Annotated in this window: 13 protein-coding genes; 3 read left to right on the top strand and 10 right to left on the bottom strand. The window is 53.7% G+C overall.

The genetic code is table 11. The features are described 5' to 3' along the window. Positions 1 to 486: 486 nt before the first annotated feature. Positions 487 to 3570 carry a PAS domain S-box protein gene (locus DMR_RS22245; RefSeq protein WP_012749746.1) on the bottom strand — a complete coding sequence of 1028 codons (3084 nt, stop codon included), beginning with the start codon at positions 3568 to 3570 and terminating at the stop codon, positions 487 to 489. A gap of 465 nt (positions 3571 to 4035) precedes the next feature. Beyond that, positions 4036 to 4851 (bottom strand): helix-turn-helix domain-containing protein, encoded by an 816-nt coding sequence (locus DMR_RS00620; protein WP_012749745.1) that lies wholly within the window; start codon positions 4849 to 4851, stop codon positions 4036 to 4038. Positions 4852 to 4942: 91 nt separating this feature from the next. On the opposite strand from DMR_RS00620, the gene DMR_RS00615 reads away from it, so the two are divergent. Next, entirely contained in the window at positions 4943 to 5287 is a 345-nt protein-coding gene (locus DMR_RS00615; protein WP_012749744.1) for a hypothetical protein, read from the top strand. 1073 nt (positions 5288 to 6360) lie between these two features. Here DMR_RS00615 and DMR_RS22240 read toward each other — a convergent pair. The 4 genes from DMR_RS22240 to DMR_RS00595 all read right to left on the bottom strand — a co-directional run bounded on the left by DMR_RS22240 (position 6361) and on the right by DMR_RS00595 (position 14087). After that, a complete protein-coding gene (locus DMR_RS22240) occupies positions 6361 to 6966 on the bottom strand; it encodes a 4'-phosphopantetheinyl transferase family protein (RefSeq protein WP_052278932.1) in 606 nt (201 codons plus the stop codon). Between the two features lie 223 nt (positions 6967 to 7189). Continuing rightward, a complete protein-coding gene (locus tag DMR_RS00605; RefSeq protein ID WP_012749741.1) occupies positions 7190 to 11140 on the bottom strand; it encodes a Pls/PosA family non-ribosomal peptide synthetase in 3951 nt (1316 codons plus the stop codon). 484 nt (positions 11141 to 11624) lie between these two features. Beyond that, on the bottom strand, positions 11625 to 13307 hold the full coding sequence (locus tag DMR_RS22230; RefSeq protein WP_052278929.1) for a sensor histidine kinase: 1683 nt from the start codon (positions 13305 to 13307) through the stop codon (positions 11625 to 11627). 84 nt (positions 13308 to 13391) lie between these two features. Beyond that, a complete protein-coding gene (locus tag DMR_RS00595; RefSeq protein WP_012749739.1) occupies positions 13392 to 14087 on the bottom strand; it encodes a response regulator transcription factor in 696 nt (231 codons plus the stop codon). Between the two features lie 278 nt (positions 14088 to 14365). Here DMR_RS00595 and DMR_RS22225 point away from each other — a divergent pair, with 278 nt between their 5' ends. Both DMR_RS22225 and DMR_RS00585 read left to right on the top strand, forming a co-directional pair. Beyond that, positions 14366 to 16249, top strand: a complete 1884-nt coding sequence (locus DMR_RS22225) for a hypothetical protein (RefSeq protein ID WP_052278928.1) — start codon at positions 14366 to 14368, stop codon at positions 16247 to 16249. A gap of 48 nt (positions 16250 to 16297) precedes the next feature. Next, the gene (locus tag DMR_RS00585; RefSeq protein WP_012749737.1) at positions 16298 to 17992 is read left to right on the top strand and encodes a hypothetical protein; all 1695 of its coding nucleotides are present in this window, start codon (positions 16298 to 16300) and stop codon (positions 17990 to 17992) included. A gap of 90 nt (positions 17993 to 18082) precedes the next feature. Here the strand turns inward: DMR_RS00585 and DMR_RS00580 are convergent, their stop codons facing one another. From DMR_RS00580 to DMR_RS00565, 4 genes are all read right to left on the bottom strand, one after another. Further along, on the bottom strand, positions 18083 to 19438 hold the full coding sequence (locus DMR_RS00580) for a transposase (protein ID WP_012749736.1): 1356 nt from the start codon (positions 19436 to 19438) through the stop codon (positions 18083 to 18085). 897 nt (positions 19439 to 20335) lie between these two features. Next, the gene (locus DMR_RS22220) at positions 20336 to 20875 is read right to left on the bottom strand and encodes a MucR family transcriptional regulator (RefSeq protein ID WP_012749735.1); all 540 of its coding nucleotides are present in this window, start codon (positions 20873 to 20875) and stop codon (positions 20336 to 20338) included. A 675-nt stretch (positions 20876 to 21550) separates the two neighbouring features. Beyond that, on the bottom strand, positions 21551 to 22474 hold the full coding sequence (locus DMR_RS00570) for a hypothetical protein (protein WP_043599780.1): 924 nt from the start codon (positions 22472 to 22474) through the stop codon (positions 21551 to 21553). Positions 22475 to 22916: 442 nt separating this feature from the next. Next, positions 22917 to 23294, bottom strand: coding sequence for a DUF6573 family protein (locus DMR_RS00565; RefSeq protein ID WP_012749731.1), 378 nt, complete (start codon positions 23292 to 23294; stop codon positions 22917 to 22919). Positions 23295 to 23312: the final 18 nt, after the last annotated feature.

Genomic DNA, 23312 nt, shown 5'->3' with positions numbered 1-23312 from the left:
GCCCAGGAAGGGGGGCTAGGGCGCGCATACAGGGGGTGTCCAGGCCGGCGACCGGGGGAGAGGATGGGGCAGGACCAGGAGACCAACAGGCCCCGGTTATTTCCCAGCCCCTGTGACTCAATAGGCCAATTCCTGCGGCACTTTCTCGGGCAGGGTCAGTCTTCGATGCCGACGGCGAGGTACCGAACCAGAGATTTCGCATCTGATTTTTACAGCGGCCATATTTGAAATGTCACATTTGCCACCAGCAGATAAGTTTCATTAATTAAGTTGCTTATCTAGAAATCGCCGGCGCATGGTGTGACATTTGGTCCAGTGGGCGACACGGGACAGGACCAGGAAGACCAACCGGCCCCTGTAAAATCCCAGCCCCTGTGACTCCATAGGCCAGTTCCTGGGGCTTTTCCTGCACCAGCACTCGTCCAAGCAGAAAACTGTGAGCAGCCCCCGCTCGGGACATCCCGAAATATCTCTTACTCACATGAATCATTGAGTATTTCGCTTCAAGCTCAGAACCCTCTCGATCACCTCAGCCAGCGCCGCCTTATCCACAGGCTTCGAAATATAATCGTCCATGCCCGCCGCCAAAAAAGTTTCTTTGTCTCCAGTCATTGCGTATGCGGTCATCGCAACGATTGGGACGCTCGACTTCGCCCCAAGATTGCTTGCCCCTCGGATAGCTTTAGTTGCTTCGACGCCGTCCATAATAGGCATCTGGACATCCATAAGGATCAGGTCAAAGCTCTCTTCAGTCAGTCGCTGCAGCGCTTCCTGACCATTTTTGGCGGCAGAGACTGAGTACCCGGATTTCTCAAGCATCCGCTTGGCAGTAATGAGGCTGATGGTATCGTCCTCAGCGACGAGTATGCGTGAAGATACGTGCACAGGAGATGGATCGTCTGAGGCAATCTCTACAGATTTCTGCTCAGTCTTTGGAAGCTTGAACGGCAGCGAGAGGTAGACGGTCGTCCCTTCGCCAACGGTACTGTCAATCGATATATCACCACCCATGAGCTTAACCAGCCGCCGAACGATGGAAAGCCCCAGTCCTGCCCCCTGAAAGCGCCTCGTGTATGAGGCTTCAGCCTGAACAAATGGTTCAAAGATGCCCTTGAGGTGCTCCTCGGGGATTCCTATACCTGTATCTCTGACGGTGACCAACACACGAACATGGGAGTCGCTTGAACTCGGCAACAATGATGCATCAATTCGAATTTCACCTTTCTCGGTAAATTTGATAGCGTTCCCAACAAGGTTGAAAAGGATTTGCCGTAGCCTTGCCTCATCTCCGACTAATACCAGGGGGAGGTCTTCATCGCGTCCGAACTCTAATCGAAGCCCTTTTCCTTTTGCTTCTGGGTTAAATAGTTCCTTAATAGAGTCACGCGTCTTCTTGATGTTGAATTCAACCTCAACAATTTCCATCCTTCCTGCTTCGATCCTAGAGATATCAAGAATATCTGAAAGCAACCTAGTCAGTCGTTTTGTGGAACTTATAGCTCCAAAGAGGTACTCTTTTTGTTCATCAGTCTGGTCTGTGGTTTCAAGCAATTGAAGCATGCCTAATACGCCGTTCAGTGGCGTGCGTATCTCGTGGCTCATGTTAGCCAGGAATTCGCTCTTTGCGCGGTTGGCTGTCTCGGCGAGGTGCGTAGCCTTCTGCAAGTCCTGCTCAACCATGCTGCGACTCACCATCTCGCCAATTAGCCTTGCTGTCGTCTTGAGTCGCTGTTTAGCTGTGTCGATGATGAAGTCGGGGCGATGCTCGTACTCCATTGACAACTTCCACAACTCGTCAGGATCAACCTGATAAAGGGCGGCTAGTTCGGCAATGACTTTCCTGTCGCGAGGCGGTGTGCCATATCCGAAGTTGACTGCCCCCACTATTGCGTCCCCGGACTTGATCGGAACGGCGTATAAACGGATGCCCCCCGTGCAGGCAATGTCCGCAGGCTGCCGGGTTTCAATGGCGGTTAGAGAAGCCTCGCTCCAGCACGACTCATGACAGAGCCACTTGCCGCTAGCCAAGGCCTCTGCATTGGTTGTACAGCCACACAGCCGACGCGAGGCCTGATCCATTGTCTTGCACCAGCCGGATGCAAATATTCCGAAGGCGTAGTCGCCATTAATTTCATACACAGCTGAGGAAGTGCTAAGTATCTCCATATAGTCTTGGACCATGTTAGCGAGAATGTCACTGCCCACGGCATTGAGGATGACGCGGGAGTTATTCAGCTGGACAAGATCACCGTATTCGCTGGCCTCGGGTGCCAAGGCTGGGCGAACCTCCTTGTCCACAAGCCACTTAATGGAGTTCAGCGATGCCTCAGCCTGCTTGCGTTCGGTGATGTCCTGCATTGCACCGATCATGCGAATTGGCTTACCCTGTCCGTCTCGAAGTAAGTAGCCGCGGTCTATGACATCTGCATAAGTACCGTCTGCTTTCATAAATCGGTATTCGTCATGCCAGACGTCAATCTCAGGATTGTTAACAACGGAAAAGAATGAATCGTTCACCCTTTCCCGGTCATCAGGATGTACCCGATCTACCCACCAGTGTGCACTCACTGGTCGCGCTACAATTTCAGTCCAACCGAAAACGGCTGTTCCTGCCTCATTCCATTGTTGGGTATCCTGGGTGACATCCCAATCCCATATCACGTCATTGGTCGCTTTATTTGCCAAGCGAAGGCGTTCAGCAGTCACGTGCAGTTTATCCTCTGCACGTCTACGTTCAGTTATATCGGTGAAGATGCAGTGAGTGCGTATGAAATTGCCCTCACGGTCAGCCTGCACCCGGCCGTTGAAGCTCACGGTGATGCGTCCGCCATCCATGCGGAGCATCTCGAACTCCACGCCGTCGATGACACATGCTTGCTTGAACATGGGAAAGTTGATGTCGAAGTGGTCTTTGTAGTCAGGTGCCAAGAAATCGCCGAACCATTTGCCGAGCACCTGCACCTTGTCCTCATATCCAAGGGATTCCAACCATTTGCGGTTCACGTCCAGGAACCGTCCATTTTCGTCCAGGGACTGATAGGCCAGCGGCGCATTTTCGAACAGGTTACGGAAGCGCTGCTCGCTCTCCTTGAGAGCTATTTCGCTTCGACGCCGCTCTGTAACGTCCACCCCCATACATGTTACGTCGAGGGGCAATCCTTGGGAATCCAGGGTAAGCACGTTAAACCATGCCACGGTCAGGCATTCCCCGTTACGTCGAAGAATATCGTTTTCATAGGTGGAGTAGTCGTGATCGTGCATTCGAGTCATGGAACTATTAAAAATTCCACGAATCTCATCACGAACAACTTCAGGAATACAGGTATCGAACCAATTCCTACCCAACAGTTCTTCTCTGTTCCACCCAGTCAGATCGAAATAATGATTATTTGCAAAAATAATTTTTCCGGATGGGTCAAGCGATATGACAATTTGTGGAGCATTAATCAGAGTATTATTCCATTTGTTCTCTACCGAACCGACCACGTGCTCAAGTTGGGATATTCGTGCGCGGGCCGCATCAAGTTCGGCTAAAAGCTGCTGTGAGGTCTTGCTTTCGTCACTGACCATTTTGGGCTATCCTCGAAAATTGTTAACAGGACAAATACCCAGCTGACAAACTGCCCAAGGTAAATTCGCAGCCCTCGGTGACATCTTTGGGTTTGAACTCGCGCCACCACCTGCGTCGATACTCATACAGAATAAAATGGTGAACTGTCTCCGCCCCTGGTCGTCCCTTGTCCCAACTTACTACTTCCATGAATGCCCCCTAAATGTCCTAATGTCCAAGCAGATAACACCGACCAGGCCCGGCATTCATACTATAAAGCACCACATCCTCTCTATTTTTCGGGCTTTCACCCTAGGGGGTCCACCCTGGAGCGAGGACGGAGCCGGGGGACAAAGGCCCCAGGACCAGGGAAATGGCCCAGGAAGGGGGCGTAGGGCGCGAATAAAGGGGGGTGTCCGGGCCGGCGGCTGGGGGAGAGGATGGGGCAGGACGGACAGGCGATCCCCGTGAGCATATTTTTTGTTTCAGTCGCGTATTCCTTCTGGGAGGAACATTTTTTTTGTTGCTTCATCTGCAGGGCAGAGTGATTCGATACGCAGTTCCTGGGATGTTGAGTCAAGTGGAGTGCCAAGAGTGGTTATTAAGGTGAAGAACTTACATAGCATACCATCACACTTAAGCGTAATACTGAGCACAGGCAGGTCTGCAACTTGCTGCTCAGCGCCTTCCTCGACATCTGAAAACATGGACAAGCACTGCTGATAAAGCGAGTAAACTTTACTGTTCTTGGTCATGATCGCTTCGTTCATTAGTCGATCAAGCATAAATCTACCAACAGCTGGCCAGGATTCAATGTGATTACAAAACCCATCACATGAAAATGTAAGTAAATACGCATTGTTATGACGACTAAAAGCATCTTCTCCAATAATGCTTTTTGCCATCCTCTCGTACCCAAAATTCTTCATCAAAATATTGTACTCACCGTCGATGACAAAAGCGGGATAAGGATCGTGAGCGCTCAGAAATCTCTGCAAAGCTTGACGGACTATACCCATTCCTTCGCCGTTAAAAGATTCCTCTGCGAATTCAGAAGAATATCCTGCGAGTGCTAGTAATGCATTTCGATGCCTAAATGGCATTTTAAGAGATTCCGCTATTTTAAAGACCAGCTTGCGGCTGGGCCGAGACTTGCCCGTTTCAACGAAACTTAAGTGCCTTGTGGAAACGTCGACTTCCAGGGCCAAATCCATTTGACTGATTTTTTTTGTATTTCTCCAAAAGCGGATGAGATCACCAACGGTCCTCGGCTCGGCTGGTTCGACTGCCAATTTGTTCATTGAGATTACCTGCAAGGTAATGGATTTGGTTACCTGACGAAGTTATCCTCCCCAGAACTTTAGGGCAACCACTAACAACTGGGAAGGAAACATGCTTGCTTTTCGTGCCTTGCTGGGTTTATTTATCATCTGCGTCTCAGTCTATACATCTGTTGTAATCAGTAAACATGGCTGGAATTTATTTACAGTATTTTTCGGAGACATGTTCGCCATGAACTGGGCAGGACAATTCAATACCGATTTTACTTGTTTTCTTACTCTTTCAGGACTCTGGTTGGCGTGGCGTCACAAGTTCACTCCAATGGGTATTTTGTTTGGAGTTCTCGGATTTTTCGGAGGCATCATGGTACTTGCTCCATTTTTGCTTTACATAAGCATCAAAGATAAAGGGAATATTTCCAAAATGCTGTTGGGAAATAGACAGATCCAGGACTGATGTGTTCTGGATTTGACGACTGGGGACGAGGCCGGAGCAGGCCCAGGAAACCAACCAGCCCCGGTAAAATCCCAGCCCCTATGCCTCAATAGGCCAGTTCCTGCAGCACTTTCTCGGGCAGGGTCAGTCTTCGATGCCGCCGGTGAGGTACCAAACCAGAGATTTTGCTTCTGATTTTTGCAGCGACCATATTTGAAATGTCACATTTGCCACCTGCAGAGAAGTTTCATTAATTTAGTAGCTTATCTAGAAATTGCCGGCGCATAGGGTGACATTTGGTCCAGTGGGCGACACAGGACAGGACCAGGAAAACCAAACGCCCCGGTAAAATCCCAGCCCCTGTGCCTTCATAGGCCAGTTGCTGCGGCACGTTCTCGGGCAGGGTCAGCCAAAGTTTCCGCCCGCAGGAAACGGGGCCAGAAAATTTTCAGGGGATGCACCCGGAAAGTCCAAAAGTCCAAAATGGGGGGGATCGCTTGAAAACCGCCCAAGCGACCGTGGTTTATTTTCTTGTGCAACCACGCATAAAGTAGGGGATTATTTTTGACAGGAGCGAAAGAGGCGGAGGGGGGGCGACCTCTTGAAAAAAATTCAAGCGACCGGGGAATGGTTTCTTGGTCTAACAGGTGGGCTGGCAAATGGTTCTGCCCTGGCACATACCCGCCAAACCCTAGTGTTGGCGCGCGTTGGCGCTTAGGCAAAGAAAAAGGGGTCACCGATTTCTCGGTAACCCCTTGGCATGCTTCGTGGTGGAGCTGGAGGGAATCGAACCCACGACCTCTTGAATGCCATGCCAACAGAAAATCATAACATATTTAAAATATTAAATTTTTAGCATAAAATTTGGGGAGCCACAGTGCCTTTGTTGGCTCCTGCCAACAGTCACCAGTAGGTCTGTGGCGCATCAGCCAACGGACAGCCAACGGGTAGCCAACGGTCATGTTGGCGCGTCTGCCAACGGTCATATTGGCGCTATCAGTCGATAAACATGCTCCATGTTGGAAAGCCTTCTGCTACGTTTTTACATGCACTTTCCCTCCAATTCCCCCAAATAAACGAGATTTGCATTAGAGTCATCCGCCGAGCAAAACGGCTAGGTCCGTACTTATAATATTCACCACTGGCGTTAACTGGTTCGTGACCAGGGCGCACAGCCAGCCTGGGGTCAATTCAGGATGAAATATCCTCCAGACTTCCTCGCCCAGACGAATGGACTCCCCTCGGGCGTCGATGAGGCTCGGATCCAGGGACATCCCACGCCCGTCGGCCTTGAGAGTCGCCTCCTTGCCCGTCCATAATTCAAGTGCCCGCCTAGATTGATTCTCGGCCGACCGAATATCTGACATTTCTTCAGGGCAGAAAGCCGCATCGAGCGCTTCAATCGGGAGTGGTGCCAAGACCTCCACGTCCACACCCACCCGACCAGGCAAGCTCACCGCTGCCGCGACAAGTCCGCCGGAGTGGCTCACGCTGCAATCCGCTGCGCAACCTGACAGATAGGGGCGTCCAAACTGATCCAAGCGCCACCCTGCCAAGTCTCCGTTGGCCACGCCCAGGGTTTCCAGAGCCAAGCGGACAAGCAAGCGCCCTAAGACCCGGGTTTGGCGATCCATCGGATTGCGCCAGCGCGCCATTTCCCGACCCATCCAGGGGGGCAATTGGTTCAGCGCGGCGACCATGCATCCGTCTGGCCACGGTTCCCGGGCCTGCGCCCAGACCAGAATCAACCGACCAGACATCGACCAAATGAGTGCATATGATTTGGCATGCGTTTCCAGTCCCACCAGCGGTCAAGGGCAGGAACGACCTTCTGCCCGTGCGCGCTTTCGTTTAACAGGCAAGAGGCTTTCCAAACCAATCCAATGCGTATTCACACGCGCAGTCCAGACTTCAGACGCCCTTTCAACCAACACGTCTCGCCGGCGCTCCCTGCCATTTGGTGCCCTGAGGCAGGGTCTCACCCTTCATCAAAAGGGACAAATCCCCAAGGGACACATTGTCCTCAAGGCAGGTGTTGTAAAGAACCGTGGCCTTCATGCCCACTGCGCAGCGTTTCCCAATGACCACCTTGCCCACTTTCATGACCCGGTCCTCGAACAGGTGGGTCTGCAGGTTGGCGTCCTCGTTCAAGGCTGCCTCCTCACCGATCTCCACAAGATCGAACTCCGTGAACCAGGTGGAATCGATGTAGCAGCGCGGTCCCACCCGCATGCCAAGCATACGCATAGGCCAGCGAATAAACGGCGTCCCCCGTAAAAGTTCGAGCAAGAACAGGGTGCCAAAATTCTCATATACTCCTGTGACCAGCTCTGTACGCCAGACAAAGCCGCACCAGAGTGGATGGTTACTTTCGCGGTAACGGCCAACCACCAGCCATTTGAGCCCGACTACCAACAGCAGGGCCACCACTCCTGCGGCCAGGTACAGAAACGGCAGCGACGCGATCTGGAGCCACAAGGGCAGCCAGTCCTGGTACATGTCCACCACGTTCATGATCATGGTGGCCAGCAGCACGAAAAGCGTCAGCGGCAGGGTGACGCGGAAGAACTCGATGATGTAGCGCAACAGCACCAGATGCCATGGCGGGGAATAGGTTTGTTTTTCCGAAAAGCGCTCGGCCTCCTGCCGCCTTGGCAAATGGATGGCAGGAGACCCGAACCAAGAGGTTCCCGTGGGTACGGGGTTGACGACCGGCGTGGTGGACAGGCAGCCGATCAAGGCCCCGTCGCCCAGGACCATCCCCCCGGGCACCAGGGCGCTGTTTCCCACGAAAGTTCTGTCGCCCACGTGCACATAGCCGATGCTAATAGAACCACCGCGTACGCTGGGCGCGCCGATCATGACGTCGTCTGCCAGGAAGCAGGCCTTGCCGGCCACCAGGAATTCGGGGTTCACATGGCGTACCGTGGATATCTCCGACCCCTTGCCCAGGCGTGCCCCGAGCACGAAAAACCAGGGCTTGAGGTAAAGCGTGGAATAAAGCGTGCCCAGTATTTCCAAGCTCACCTGCATAAGCTGCGTGAGAAACCATTTGCGCCAGTAGAACCATCCGCGCAACGGGTAGCGCCCTTCCTTGATACGGGGAAGAAACAGCCATTTGAAAAAGGCGATCTCAAAGCATATCAACACAATAAACGATATTCCAACCACAGGCGCGTAGAGCGTCCACCAGTAATATTGATCAATGTTGTCAAGTATCTCCATGAACATCAAACCTGGAAAGATCGCACCTTCCACGAGCAGGGGGAACAGAAACACTCCCAGAACGAAAAGCAACCCATAGCCGAAGGACCAGGTTCTGGGGGGAGAGACGTCCTCGAAAGTCCCCGCCGACACAGCCGGCGTACCGCTATACAAGCTCCCGGAAGGAATCACGCCGCCTTCCGGCAACATGGACAGGTCCGCCAAGCCGGAATTGTCCTGCATGACGGCGCTGGGACCGAGCACCGAACGGTTGCCCACGAAGCAGTTCTTGCCGATGGTTACGGGCGCCAAGTGCAGTAGACCGTCCTCCACCCAGGATCCGTCCACGCTGCTGTCGTAGCCGATGCTCGTGCCGTCGCCCACGGTCAAGAGGTCGAAGGTCATAAGCCCCGCGGTGCCGAAAAAGACATCCTTGCCCACCCTCGCTCCGAGCAGGCGGTAGTACAGGCAGAGCAGGGGCGAGCCCGCGAGATATTTCACGGCCACGGCCCGGGACAGTTGGCGTACGAACCAAAACCGAAAATAATACCACCCCCACAACGGATGCTGGCCGGCCTTGATGCGCCCAAGAAACAGCCATTTTGCCAGTACTACCACGGCCAACAGCAGGGGATACGACACAGCGTAGACTAGCAAGCCCGCCAGCAGGGATGGCCCAAGTTCCCAGTGATCCAAGATCAGATACGCCGAGGTGAAAAACGGCCCCAACCACTGCCAGGCATAGACCCCGGCCAGCACAACCACGGCCAGGAGCTGGGCACACGCGCAGGCGAAATGGCGCGAGGGGGGTATTTCGTGGAAGGCTTGGCCTGGAGCCGGTTTCGGTGCCGTTGTGTCTTGGTCGCGGATCGTGGCCAGAGATTCTATGGTCGGGTGCTGGTAGACGTCGCCGACGGATACGCCGGCGAACCCGGGCACATGGCGCAGCTTGGAGACCATGACCGCCGCAAACAGCGAATGTCCGCCCAGATCCAGAAAGAAGTCATCCGTCACCGAAAGGCCCTTGCGCTTGAACACCTCCTCCCACACTCCGGCCACGTCGCGCTCGACTTGACTGCGCGGGGCGGTCACCTCGCGGTCCCGATCCTCGAAGGGGTCCACCGGGGCCGGCAGGGCCTTGCGGTTGACCTTGCCGCTGGTCAGCAGGGGCAACTCGGCGATCACGTCCAGGGTCGCGGGCATCATGTAGGGGGGCAAGCGCTTGGCCACAGTCTCCCGCATAAAGCCCAGGTTCAGGCTCGTGCCCTGGCGGGTCACCACGTAAGCGGCCAACGCTCCGGTTTCACGCCACATGGTCACTGCGGCGCACTGTACTCCCGGGCATTGCATGAGCACGGCCTCGATCTCGGTAAGCTCAATCCGGTAGCCCCGGACTTTGACCTGATCGTCGGCCCGGCCCAGATAGTCGATATCCCCGTCTTCGGTGAAGCGGGCCAAGTCCCCGGTGCGGTACAGGCGCACCGGTTCGCCGGTGACCCGCTCCGTCGTGATGAAGCGGTCACGCGTAAGGTCGTCGCGGTTCAAATATCCCCGGGCCACGCCCGGACCGCCGATGAAAAGTTCCCCCTCGGCTCCCGGGGGCACGGGGTCGAGCTTTTCGTCCAGAATGTAACAGCGGTAATTGGGCAACGCTTGGCCTATGGTCACCGGCCGGTTGGGGACGAGCACGCCGTAGGTGGCCGCCACGGTGGTTTCCGTGGGGCCGTAGGAATTGAATATGGTCCGGGTGGGTCGGTGCCAGCGTGCGGCGAGGTCTTTGGGGCAGGCCTCGCCACCCACGATGAGGATACGCATGGTGTCGATGTCGCCCTCGATCATGGAAAGAAGCGTGGGCACGCAGGACAGCACGGTCACGCCGCGTTGGCTCAAGGCTTGGCCCAGCATGGGCCCGGTGCGCATGATCTCCTTCGTGCCGGCCACCAGGGTGGCTCCGTGCAGGAACGCCATCCAGATTTCTTCCAGGGAGGCGTCGAAGGCCGTGGACGCGCATTGAAAGACGCGGTCCTCTGCGTGGATGCCGTAGACCTTGGCCTCGGAGCGCACTAGGCTGCAGATGTTGCGGTGTTCGATCAGACAGCCCTTGGGGCGGCCGGTGGTTCCGGAGGTGTAGATCACGTAGCACAAGCTTTGCCGGCCAAGCCCAGTCTGCTCCCGGCTCAGGGGCGTGTCCGGTTGTCCCGAAAGTCCCGGGCCGTCGCGGTCAGCCAAGAAAACCGGTGTGCCCCTGACCTCTTGGCCCAGGGCCTCAAATAGCGCCGCATCCGTAATGCATAACTTGGCGGCGCAATCATCCAAAATAAACCCAACGCGGTCAGGAGGATAGGCCTGGTCCAGGGGAACATAAGCAGCACCGGCCTTGAGCACGGCCAGCATTGCTACGTAAACGAATTCAGTCTTAGGCAAAAGCAAGGCCACCCTGTCTTCATGGCCGACGCCAATATCTCGCAGATAATGCGCCAGCTGGTTGGCCCTACGATTCAGCTCATGATACGTTACTTCTATAGAACCGCTTTCAACTGCTATCTTTTCGGAAAACTGTCTGACTGTCGCTTCGAAAATCTCATGCAGGAGCTCGTCTCTATCCAAATCGACATCGTACGGAAGGCCGCTAAACTTTTGCAGCAATTCTTCGCTTTGGATATCTTGCATATGTGATGGCTCTTTCGTCTAAGATTATATCCAATCACCAAAAAAACAACGACACGAGTTCCCGCCCAGATCGACTTGTCAAAATTATTGCCAGTGCATGAATGAGCATCCCCGCTTGTCAGTGGATTCGAGGACACCCTTGACGCGTGCTTTGCCCACGAATGCATGACAGTTCGGTATTTGTGTGTGGCGAATAAACCTTACAGAAACAATGCATCTTAAATGGCCAAAAGTCCAATGAGAAGCTGCCGACTGACACGGACCATTCCCCTGCCGCCAACCCAGCGCAAGGGAGGACTGTACTGAGCAAAAAGGGAAAAGGTATCTAAATCGCTACGGCTAGGGTTCCTCCTCACCGCTTGAACCCCTCTCAAGAGATCCCCCTTCAAATTATAAAAATTTATCAAACAAAGATATATAAAAACAAAACGGGGATCGAAAGTGCAAATTATATCTTCTATAACTCAATGCGCCCAGAGTGATACTAATTCAATGGCAGTATCATTCTGACAATCAGCCCTCCATCGCAGGCATTCATAGCAGATATGCGTCCACCATGAAGACGGACGGCCCTGTCGGATATGGCCAGCCCAACACCAGCACCACCCTTTGTATCCGTCGTATCGCTGGCCACTCGATAAAAAGGGAGAAAAATATTGGTCAATTCTTCTTCAGGGACACCTTGGCCATGATCCTGCACTTCCAATGCTGCCACTGCTCTCCCGGATTCTGACTCTTTGGCCAAGCGAACTATTACGCCAGTCTGGGGAGCTGTATGCCTGATAGCGTTTCGCACCACATTTTCGATGGCCTGACGCAGCAGTTCACGATTGGCGGTGATGCGGAGCGCCCCACAGATCTCCGTTCCTATCCACCGCCCCTGGCTATTCGCTTCGAAGCCCACATCTCGCGCTATTTCCTTCAATAATTCCACGAAGTCGAATTCTTCATAGGTAATATTCGGTTGTTCTCCTTCCAGCCTGGCCAGTGTCAGCAATTGCCCGATCAACTCATTTAGCCTGCTTGATTCCCGCTCCATTCTGTCCAAATAGGTGACGGCACTAGGTCCGGCGCTTTGCCTGGCCAATTCTAGTGCCACATTGAGCCGGGCTAGGGGGGATCGCAACTCATGGGAGATGTCGCGTAAGAGTCGCTTCTGGGTCTTTACGAGTCCCTCAATACGGCTTGCCATCCGATCGATGTCAAGCCCCAGATCCGCGATTTCGTCCCCACGTTGATTCAACGCGTGGTCGACGCGAACGGTGAGGTCGCCGGCGGCCAGTCGCTGGGCAACCAGGCGAAGCCTTCGCAAGGGCCTCGTTATGCGCCACGAAAGCAATCCACATGATGCGCCGCTGACGATAAACACAATGGCCAAGACCTTACCAAGCCTATCGCTATAACTGTCCAGGCTCCCTTCACTCCAAGGAGTCAGTGACCTAAGCCAGTGTGTGGCTTTTCTTGCGTCGCCCGACTTGGTTTCCCGGGACGGCGCGACCTGGGCAAGAGGCTCCCGGCTCCCTGGAATATCTCCGATGGCGGAGGAATGGAGGGGTGGCACATTGGGTGTCCCACCCCCAAGGGCCAGTATCTCGGGTACGCAAATCAACCGAGGGTCCGTCCATTCACGGCATTGCCCATGCTCAAGGCCATGACGTGAATAGAAGGAACAGGCGTCACCTGGGTTCGCTCCGGCGCAGGCCTCTACGGCTTCGGGCCTCGGCCTGCGCGGCGCGGGCGCGCCCCCGGCCGGGTCCAGTTGGGTTTTGCCAACAACGACATACATTCCTTTCACGGCGTCCCGCAGGGGCTTGGCCAACAAGAACTCGTCTTGATGCTCGGCATATTCCGTTTTACCCGACAGCCAAGCGCGCCTAGCCAATTCCAAAACATCCGGGGGCGCTTGGCCTTGTACCCAGGCACGGTCGGGTTCGATGAAGAAAAAGGGGCGCACGCCTGCGGTCCGCGCCAATTGCTCGCCGTACACCTCAAGGGCCTGGGGGCCGGCCTGGTCCACGAGGCGTATGGAAGTTTCCCCGTAAAAAGAGAGCATGTCGGAAAGTTGGCTACGACGTTCTTCTGCCTGCGTCCGAGAGGTTTCCTGGTTGCGGGCAAGCTGGCCTTGTACGGCGGCAATAAACAGGATTGTGCCAACCAGCACCATCATTAGCCAAAACCAGAGAAATATTTTTACATAAAGAGATCGCGATCTGACTTTCATAGGAGCCACAGACGCCGCATCATATAAGAGTCAAGTCGACAGAACATACAGATAGCCCATATTGCGAACGGTCTTGATCCGTTCACCATAAAGAGAATGCGTTCCAAGCTTCTTGCGCAGACTACAAATATGAACATCAAGACTGCGCTCGTAAGCTGAATGCTTTCGACCCATTGCCTTCTCCGCGAGTTCCTCTCGGCTCACTACCTTACCAGCCATTCTCATCAGTACTTCCAAAATCGAATATTCGATGGATGTGAGATCTAAAGGCTTCCCATTACACAGGACACTCCTTCCGCCGACATTAATCACTACATCGCTAATGGAAATGGATTCGCCTGCTTTGCTAGGAGTGGGCTCCCCCGTCTCGGTCCGGCGCAGAATCGCCCGGATTCTTGCTACGAGTTCGCGCGAGTTGAACGGCTTGGGGAGGTAGTCGTCAGCACCAATCTCCAGGCCAACGATGCGATCGACATCCTCCCCTCTTGCGGTGAGCATGAGTACAGGGATCTGCGATGCGGCCCGTATGCGTCGCAGAACCTCAAATCCATTCAGCTCAGGCATCATGACGTCCAGCACGACGAGGTCATGTTGGCCGGACACTGCTCTTGTCACCCCGACCATGGGGTTGTGGACCGATTCAGTGTCAAACCCCTCGCCGTGCAGGTAGTCGCCAAGCAATTCGCACAACTCCATGTCGTCATCAATCAAGAGGAGGCTGTTCATTGCCTTTGCTCCTATGCCCCCGAAGGAGCTTGAGGCAGTGGCCCGCTTTTGAAGGCTCCAGGCTTTTCAAACAATTGTAAATACAAAAACTTGGATCTTAACAAATCTTAACGGAAGCAGTAGATAATTTAACACACCTTTAGACTCCCCAGGCGTAAGAGATTAACAAGGCTTAAGAAAGAATTATGTTCGTCTGGCGTCGGCATGTCGTCAATAATTTTTCTACGCGATAAGGCTCTTTTCTTACTAGGTCAAAGGCAACTCTACCAGGAGGAGTTATGAACAACACTTTAACAAAATACATACTACTTCTAGCCATGCTCTCTTTTGGGCCTTGCCTTCTCTGGGCAGGCGAAGAGCCGCAACGAAAGACAAACGCGAGACTGCAGCAAGGTCCGCCACCTCAGGCTCTGCAAGACTGTTTAGGCAAGAATGCCGGCGATAAGGTGCTGCACAACACCCCTGAGGGCAAAGTCGATGCCACATGTGTAGAAACGCCACAAGGCCTGGCGGCACGTCCCCTTCAGTCACCCTCCACGAGCGATGTAGGCTTGGAAATGCGGTCCTCGCCTGAGCAACGGGAGGGTAGGCAACAGGACGCGCTTCAAGACGACAGCCGTCCTTTCCCGTCCTTGCCCCAGCAGCAGCGCAACGCATCTGCAGAGCCTCTTCTCGCACCCCCACCCCAAACGGAGGCGAGACAGCAACAAGGGCCGCCTCCCAGGGCCTTTCAGGATTGTCTGGGCAAGAAGGCCGGTGACCAGGTGCTGCATGCGACACCCGAGGGCAAGGTCGATGCCATATGTGTGGAGACGCCTCAAGGCTTGGCGGCACGCCCCCTGCAGCCCAGGGCTCCAGGGAAAAACGGATTGGAAAAGCCAGATCCGTCCGGGCAGGCGCGAGGCAGGCAAGGTGACCTTCAAGACAGCCGTTCTAGTCCTACCCTGGCCCCGAGCCGGCGTGAAAGACCGGTGGAGCCTCTCTCCAGGCAAGTGCAAAGGATGAGCGCCACAAATGGGGACTACTCTATCGAACAGGCACTCTCTGATCAAGCCCAGCGAGACACTATTGCCTTCAACGCCCTGGCTTTTATCACAGGGGATTTTCGCGCAGATACATTTCTTCCCCCCGGAAAAGTGTCGGACTACTTTGGTTTTCAGTATATGCGCGATATAGATTCTGGAGACAAAGGACATAATACATCATTTCTCACTAAGATCGCCGACAATACGCTCACCATTCTCAGCGATAGCCAGCGGGCGCAACTAGTGGCCTTGGCCCGGGAGCAAGAAGCCGGCATCCGGCAATTCGCAGAAAAACGATTCCCCTTGATCCATGCCTTTCGCCGCAATCTCGAGGGGAATATCCCGGCCGGATCCAAGGGCCTGGACCGAGACGCCGTAAAGCGGGCCTCGGCCGACCTGTACGAATTGGACGGTGCCTTGGCATACGGTCGGGCAAAGGTCATGGGGCGAATTCTATGCGAACTCAATGCGCCGCAAAGGAACGCCTTGGCGCGGTTGAAATTTGGTGATTCTCGATCCTGGCCTGAAGTGGGTTCGCCGCTTGACAAGAGGAGCATGTCGCATGTGAACCATGTGGCGGTGATGACCTATGCCAGCGAGATGTTTGCTTGGCATGCGGGGTCTCTGGACGCTGACATATATTTTTGTCCGGAACGCCACGGAATGTATTTCGGTGGGTTCGGCCTCAAAACCGCGCCGGCCATGGGCAAGCCCAATTTCTCCATCAGCACCGGACTCACAGCTGATCGGGGAGAATCCTTCTTGTCCATGCTGACTGGCACGCAGCAAAAATTCATAACAGATACGGTGAATGAGCAACGCCAACTTTTACATGATATTGTCAGGATACGTCGAGAAATTGCGACCCAATTGCGAGATTTTGAGCGGTGTGGTTCTGCCAATTGGGAGAAAGTCCGTGCACTCTCAAGGAAGTATGGAGAAATAGATGGAGAGATCTCCTACCTGTATGCAACGACGTTCGCCTCCATAGCAAAAACCCTTACCAACCAACAGAAGGCAAGCCTGTCAAGGCTACGTCCTTCAAATCCTTCCGATCCCAAGGGACCGTTTTTGTATTCTGAACCAATTCCTATGCCGCGCATCGATAACACCGACTTCCTTTTTGGCGTCAGGTGAGTTTCTCTCCTTTGCCAACCTTGTCACACGACAAAAGGAATCCGCACCATGAAAGCTCTTATAATCTCGATCATTAATGCGTTGACCATGATAGCTGCTGTGGCGGCCATCGCTGCAAACTCGCCTTTGAATCTCCAAAAATTAAGTACCGATTCCGAGGGTCCGATTATCACCGCCTTTAGTATGCCAATGACTTCCACCAGCCTGACCATCCAGGTGGCACTGTCCGCTACCGACAACACCGGCGTCTCAAGCTATTGTATTTCTGAGTCCAACGATAGCGGAAGTTGCTCCTGGAGCGCTACGCCTCCTGCGAGTTACACTTTTGCGAGCCCAGGCTATAAGCTCTTGTACGCTTTCGCAAGAGATGCCGCGAATAACGTCTCTGGGAGCGCCACAGCGTACTCCATCATCGTGACGGGCACCTCTCCGTTTAATATCGTCCAGGCTTTAAGTGATGGGGCCCAGGGCACGACTATCGCTTTTGCCGGATTCGGCATGATCACCGGCAAGTTGGGTGCCCAATCTTTTTTTCCACCCGGCAAGGTGGCCGATTATTGGGGATTCCAGTACTTGCGCGACAATGATCCGGACAACATGGGACATAACACGAGTTTCCTGACCAGGGTTTCCTGTAATATTTTGTATATCTTGAACGATACACAAATCGCATCACTAAAGAACCTGGCGCAAAACCAGGTGGACAATATCAATCTCTATGCGTGGAAGCGCTACCCACTGATGCAGGCATTTCGACGCCTTATCGACGGAGCGAAGCCAACGGGTGCTACTGGTTTGAATCTGACGGCAGTGAAGGCGGCTAGTCGAGAATTATATCTTCTTGATGGGCAAATTAGCTATGAACGGGCCATCACTTATGCCAATATATACCGTTCGTTGAGCACAAGCCAAAAAGCATATATTGATGCCATGGTCGGCAAAGGGTTCAACTCTTGGCCGGACAAGTCAGAAGTTGATGTCAGGACAAAGCTTCAGGGCCTGCCAAGCGATGTTGTGGTGGCCATGATGACCTATGCGGGGGACCTTTATTCGTGGTATGCTGGATCAGTTGATTCTGATGTTTATTTTTGTCCCGAACGGCACGGCACATATTTTGGTTCATTCTATATGAAAGACGCACCAGCAATCGGACACCCTGGCTACAGTATCGATGAACAAATGACAGCGACAATAGGCAAGGTACTCTGCGACAGCAGTTTTGGCTACATTTCCGACGCTGGTGCTGCCAAAATGAATGCATTGACTAGCGTGCAAAAGTTAAACCTCTATGCCAATCCCAGTGAAAACATTGTTTTGGCCAGGACAAGAATATCTGAGGCGTTGCGTAGCCTTATTGTCGATACGGCTCCGTCTGAAGCCACTCTTGCCCAAGTCAAGGCCACGGTCGATAACTTCTCCGCGATCTATGGGATGCTCGACGGAGAAAACAATTTCCATTACGCCACCACATTTGCACAGTTAAACTGCAACATTGCCGCAAATTATTTTACGACTGCTCAAAAGGCAGCCATGACTTCCTTGAGGAAGCAGTATATGACCGTTACTTATCCGGACGGAACAACGGCTGACTATTCAAGCCTAAACAAATATTACCTTTACGGGCAGGAAATTCCGGAAGGGACACAAAACCTAGCCGTCTACACCAGTGACAACGCCACCAATGGTTTTTTCAGCTTCGGCTCAGCCAGTGCTTCATTGCCGAGCCTCCTTCTGCTCCAATGAATAGCTGCGTAACGCAGGTCGTTACGAGAAACACATTACTCAGGGCATGAAATACCTACCTAACAGGCCGTTGCAAAAAGCTGTTTCCGGCTATTCTCCCCCGCAGATGACGGCGATGGGCATGATTCCACAGCATCGTCCTTCGACCACCATGACGATGGCCAAATAGGCCATTGAGGGATGCTGATTGGGCCAAATGAGCGCAAGCCAGGCACTGGCCCAGCCCCTGGGGGTGCCATGGCCGGTCTTGACCCGCATCAGCAGGCCGAGATTGAAACCGGCCACATGGAGCAGATACCGTTTCTGGATGTTCTCCCGTCCCCGGAGCCAGACCCGGCGCATACCGCCAGACCGGTCCAGCGTATGCTCGAAGCTTCTTTCGACCAGTTCCGTCCGCTGTTTTCCCATGGCCTTCCCGACCATCGACGATATCCGGATTCGGTTGTTGTACACGGCGCGCCGCGCCTCATGATCGCCACGCCAGGAGTTCAGGCCGTTGCGCTTGGGTTCGGCGATTCTCGTCCGCCATGGCCCTCCGTCCAGGTCTTTGAGGACATCCCGGGAGAAATAGCCCTTGTCCGCGACCAGTTCCGCAGGATCGTCCGGGCATGGCGGTGTGGAAGTGACCCGTCGCAAACTTTCTTGAGCGGCTTTCAGCGTCTTTTGCAGAGTCGAAGTGTCCCCCTTGTCCGCTTCATGCACCTCGACCGCCACGACCGCGCCGGTGTCCAGGTCCACCGCGTGCTCCGGCTTGTACGCCAGATGCGTTCGGCCATCCTTCATCTTGGCGATCTTCGCCTCGGGATCGACCTGCGACTGCCAGTCCTTGTTCGAAAGCGTCTTGCCGACGCGCTTGCGGTCCATGCGAGCCAGATCCTCATCCGTCGGAGAGTCGATGCCGCTCTCCTTAGCCATGCGCAGGAGCATCTTGCGGTAGCTCTCACCCGTGTCCCGGCGCACGATGGTTTTGAGCGCCGCGTTGGCCTCCATGGTCGAAGCGTCCACGCCAATGCGGCCTCCAAGGACCAAGGCATCCTTGCTGAGCAGCTTGAGAACCCAGGTGAAAACCTCTTGGTGGGTCGCCAGCGGCAGACGGGACCGTGTCCGACTGAGCGAGGAATGATCCGGCACAGACTCCTTGGGCGAAAGCTGGAGAAAATCCCGGAGGGAAAGCGAATCGGCGCAGCGCCACTCAATGCCGCGCTCGCTGTCGATGCCCTCGAAATACCCCACGAGGTGCATCCGAAAATACCGGCCAGGCGGAATGGAGGGACGCCCCTTGTCGGAATAGAAGGGCTTGCACAGCTTCTCGGCGAAACCATCGAAGGCGGCTTTCCGGAGAGTCTGCTGGAGACGATCGTAAAAAGCGTGCCCACGAGACCGAGGAATCTCATCCCAGGCCAGATACATCGTCCCCTGCTGATCACCCTGACGGCCAAGCCCCATCAGATCACCTCCGGAACCGCGATGGCTGGATTCTCGGTCACTTGGCGGAGTTTTTCAACACGCTGCTAACACCGTCACGAGGGCAAATGGCGCTCTGTCATGATCTCTGTCGGCCAACTAGAGCAAGATGTTAGATATTAAGTGCTCCCAGCAATTAAAGGTCCTATCCTGGCTGTCAAATATTTCAGAGACCTGGCCTGTGGTATGTTGCGACACCCCGGTTGGTGGACATTGAAAAGAAAAAGCTCTTCCTTCTTGCTTGCGGCCCTTTTCGGGACCGCCTTTCTATTTCACCTGGGGACCTTGATCGTTCCTCGCTCCGTCGCGAATGCAAACCCAGGGCCGGTTCTACTGGCCCAGCAATGGCCGCCGCCCGGATTCGATCCCGACATCCGCTATAACCAGCCACCGCCTCCGCCCAGGCCGGGGGGAGACAGTAGGTATCCGCCGCCAGCACGGAGGCCGGGACGCATAGATCACTATCCTGACATCGACCAGGGACGTTCTCCCCTGGCCCCCGGTCCGCCGCCTCATCGAGGCCCTCCTGGGGGAGAAGGCTGGCGCGGACCATCAAGTCCGGGGCCCGGACGACCAGGTCAGCGGCCGCCACCATTCCCAGAACCAATCGACAGATATCCGCGACCACTGCCCCCTCCTCCGGGACCGGGTTCGTATGGCTGGCGAGGGCCACTGGGGCCGTGGCGTCCTGACTCAAAGACGTCGACACAGCCACCCGAGTTGGGTCCGGAGCTTCGATTTCCGGGCCAGCCAATGCCCCCCCCTAAGCCGGGAAACCATGACTTGCCGTTGCATCCCAGGCAGCAGGCGGAGCGTCCAGACACGAAACCACCTGCCTCGGGCAGTCGAGAGGTGGCACCTATTACCTACACTTATGGCCTAGGCTAAGGAGAAGTCGGTTTTTCCCCCTTTTTCCTGACCGCTTTCCTTCGGAGTGGCCTTAAGCTGTTCAGACTCAGCAGCAGGAGTGTCCACCGCCGAAGGGGCATCTTCGGTTTTCTGGTGTCCGAGCTTGTTATCCTTGGCAGATTCCTTCCGCTTTTTGCTGAGTTCACCCGAGACAAGTGCCGTTTTGGGTGCATAGCCATACTTAAGCAAATAGGACGTCTTATTCAGGCCATGCTTAGCGAGATGGGCATCTCCGAGCATCTTCATTTTGGCACCACACTCGCAGCACTGAACGTAGTCTTCCTGAATAGCCATTTTGGGATCAACACCCGCAGGCGATTTCACTCCATCGGGTTGATTGCCACTTCCAGCTTGCGCAGGACTACCGCTCGGGACACCACCCGAGAGCAAAAGGCTAGTCTTGATCATGTTCTGACCGATCAACAGCTTTTCCAGCATAACTAAAGCTGCGTCAGGGTTAATCCCGGGATAGTTGTCCAAGATAGACTTCAAAAGGGAATCAGTCTGCATTATGCACCTCCATTGGTGCTACAAATATTTTAATACCCGTGTCGAGTCGCTTGTTATGTCACCAAGAACTTTTCGACACGATTCCAGGACACTCCTTGTTTTCCGGTCGAACCGGCTAGATGATCATCATGCGCCTCTGCCCATTATAAAAGGTATTTTGCCAGTGGGCCAAACAATGTTGAGTTAAACAACTTGGCGCTTCAAGTATCTTTACTATCTCCTGTTTCGAGTGATGAGGTCAGTTCGCCCACGGGGCCGGCATCCGTTCCAAGGAGAGCTTCCACATCATCAGAGCAGACAAGCTGCTCAATGTCGTGCCGGTCACCCCACCAAGGCCGTCCCTGCCTAGCTCACTGCCACGACTTTTTGCCGTGGCCAGGACGGTGCCTCGACCTCTGCGAGCAGGATGTGCCTGCTCCTAGGTAGAGCTTGCTCTTTAGCCGAGCCCACAAGGCTAATGACCTTGCTGATCAGCTTAGGATAGCTTTGGAGAGGGGCTTGGGATGACTCTTGGCGGGACATCCGCTGTTCTCCTTGGAAAGACGCCCCAGCGCCGAGGACAAGTGGCGTTCGCCTTACCCCGGGCTGGTGACAACCCTTTTTCCAGACGGAACATCAGAAGTCCCGCCATGTTCTAGAAAAAGAAAATGGCAGGAGACGGGCGGCACGAGAAAACTATTGATTTAAGGATATTATCGTACGATTTTTAATGCAATAATCCGTCACATCGTAATACCCGCGCACCCGTTTCCGGCGCGTCACGATTTGTTCCCAGACCTTGCCGGATACCCCGGCCTGTTCAATTTTTGACTTCAGCAAGGGATAAACATCATCAAACTGTGCAGGATTATCTTCATTTTGCTTATGAGCTTGATCCCACAGCCAAAGCATTGCGAGACGCATTATACTGGAGCTTTTAATATGTTTTCCAGCCAAACAAAATCTGTATATCAGCTGAAGCATGTAATCAGTGACAAGTGGATTTTCTTGTTTGCAGCCATTAACAAACAATCTATTGAGAAAAGCAAGAACATTGGCCATGCCAGAAATCGTTCTTTGATCTTCACGATCTAGGATGACGTCATCTGAAAACTTGAAAACCTGATCCATCTCTATCTTGATATTATTTTGACCAGTATTTTCGACCGACACCATCTCTGCAAACCATGGCCCTAATATTTTGATTCGAGCCTTTGAATAATCAAGCGTTAATTTCAATTTTAATTCTTGCGGCAAAATCGCTATAAGGTCAACTAGATCTTTTATTTCAAAACATGGCAAATTACCAGAAAGCAGTTTGTCAAGCTGTTCACTGGAATCAATACCAATGTGACAAGGCTTAAAATACCTTTTAAACTTCTTATTGAAGCCATGAAACAATAACCTGTATCTTAAAAACAACATTCCCTTTTCCCGATCGAGACCCCTGATTAAAAACCATTTGAGCAAATGATTTATAGACTGTTCTCCTTCTTGCTTGTATAAGTATTTGTCGAAGATTCCTCCGAGAGGGACGACTGTAATGTCTTGATGCAATCCTCCAGCGCCAATAAGCCCATTGCGAAACGACTCAATTTTATTGCTATACAGTTTGTACAACCTATTCCTTCTTGTGTACTCCCAATGCCAAAATGCGATTGTTTTAAAACGACCAACGTCGTCTGCTTGCGTTATTGTATTCATACCTGTAACTTAACAGGGATGCTCGAGCAAATCAATAATAGCGGCGGAATATCGGCAATGCTCCACAAAATTATACATTTAATCAGATAGTTGTAGAATCCGGCCAAAGCCAGGCGTGCTTCTCTAACACAAAAAACTCTTTCTCCCACTCGACCCCTTATTTTCGAAGGGGAGTGCTCAAGATCCCTGGGTTTGACTTTTCGATATTCCACCACGCCTCAAATTCAGAAGATTTTAACGCCAAAGAATCCCACCTTGCTGATTATTATCTTGAGACGCCACGCAGCAATTTCATCGTAATTTCGTATAGAATTCGTGCGTGTCATTTTCAAGCCATCCTTCAGGTATCTTTGAGCAATTAGTCGTCTTCCGGCAGCATGATCGTCATGACCGGCTCGCCCTGGTCACCAGGGCCGATGACCGCCACGACATGGGCCGTATCCCAGTGCCCGGGGGCCATGAGGAACAGGACGCCGAATTCGGCGCGGTCGCTGTCCCTGATAGCCTTAGCCGCGAGCAAGGTGCGAAAGAGGAGGTCGTGAAGCCGCCCCTCGATGGACTGCCCTTCGCCTTCCAGGCCTGCCGGCGGAACAATGTAATCCCCATAGAGGTGGTCGGTGACCACCGTGTGCACCTTGAAGCCTACCTCGGCGGCTTGGGCGGTGACGTCGATCAGGACGCCGTCGGCGATAGCCTGGGCGCGGGTGTAGCTGAAAATGATCGGCCAATCGTCCATGGTAACTCCTCCTGTCGG

This window comes from Solidesulfovibrio magneticus RS-1 (assembly GCF_000010665.1).
Classification (GTDB): domain Bacteria; phylum Desulfobacterota; class Desulfovibrionia; order Desulfovibrionales; family Desulfovibrionaceae; genus Solidesulfovibrio; species Solidesulfovibrio magneticus.
This window is presented reverse-complemented; position numbering and strand designations above follow the sequence as displayed.

Coding starts and splice junctions, on each gene's coding strand:
- DMR_RS00605 (WP_012749741.1), bottom strand. CDS start 11,140: ATGCAAGATATCCAAAGCGAAGAATTGCTGCAAAAGTTTAGCGGCCTT.
- DMR_RS00565 (WP_012749731.1), bottom strand. CDS start 23,294: ATGGACGATTGGCCGATCATTTTCAGCTACACCCGCGCCCAGGCTATC.
- DMR_RS22225 (WP_052278928.1), top strand. CDS start 14,366: ATGAACAACACTTTAACAAAATACATACTACTTCTAGCCATGCTCTCT.
- DMR_RS00595 (WP_012749739.1), bottom strand. CDS start 14,087: ATGAACAGCCTCCTCTTGATTGATGACGACATGGAGTTGTGCGAATTG.
- DMR_RS00615 (WP_012749744.1), top strand. CDS start 4,943: ATGCTTGCTTTTCGTGCCTTGCTGGGTTTATTTATCATCTGCGTCTCA.
- DMR_RS22245 (WP_012749746.1), bottom strand. CDS start 3,570: ATGGTCAGTGACGAAAGCAAGACCTCACAGCAGCTTTTAGCCGAACTT.
- DMR_RS22240 (WP_052278932.1), bottom strand. CDS start 6,966: ATGGTCGCCGCGCTGAACCAATTGCCCCCCTGGATGGGTCGGGAAATG.
- DMR_RS22220 (WP_012749735.1), bottom strand. CDS start 20,875: ATGCAGACTGATTCCCTTTTGAAGTCTATCTTGGACAACTATCCCGGG.
- DMR_RS22230 (WP_052278929.1), bottom strand. CDS start 13,307: ATGATGGTGCTGGTTGGCACAATCCTGTTTATTGCCGCCGTACAAGGC.
- DMR_RS00620 (WP_012749745.1), bottom strand. CDS start 4,851: ATGAACAAATTGGCAGTCGAACCAGCCGAGCCGAGGACCGTTGGTGAT.
- DMR_RS00585 (WP_012749737.1), top strand. CDS start 16,298: ATGAAAGCTCTTATAATCTCGATCATTAATGCGTTGACCATGATAGCT.
- DMR_RS00580 (WP_012749736.1), bottom strand. CDS start 19,438: ATGGGGCTTGGCCGTCAGGGTGATCAGCAGGGGACGATGTATCTGGCC.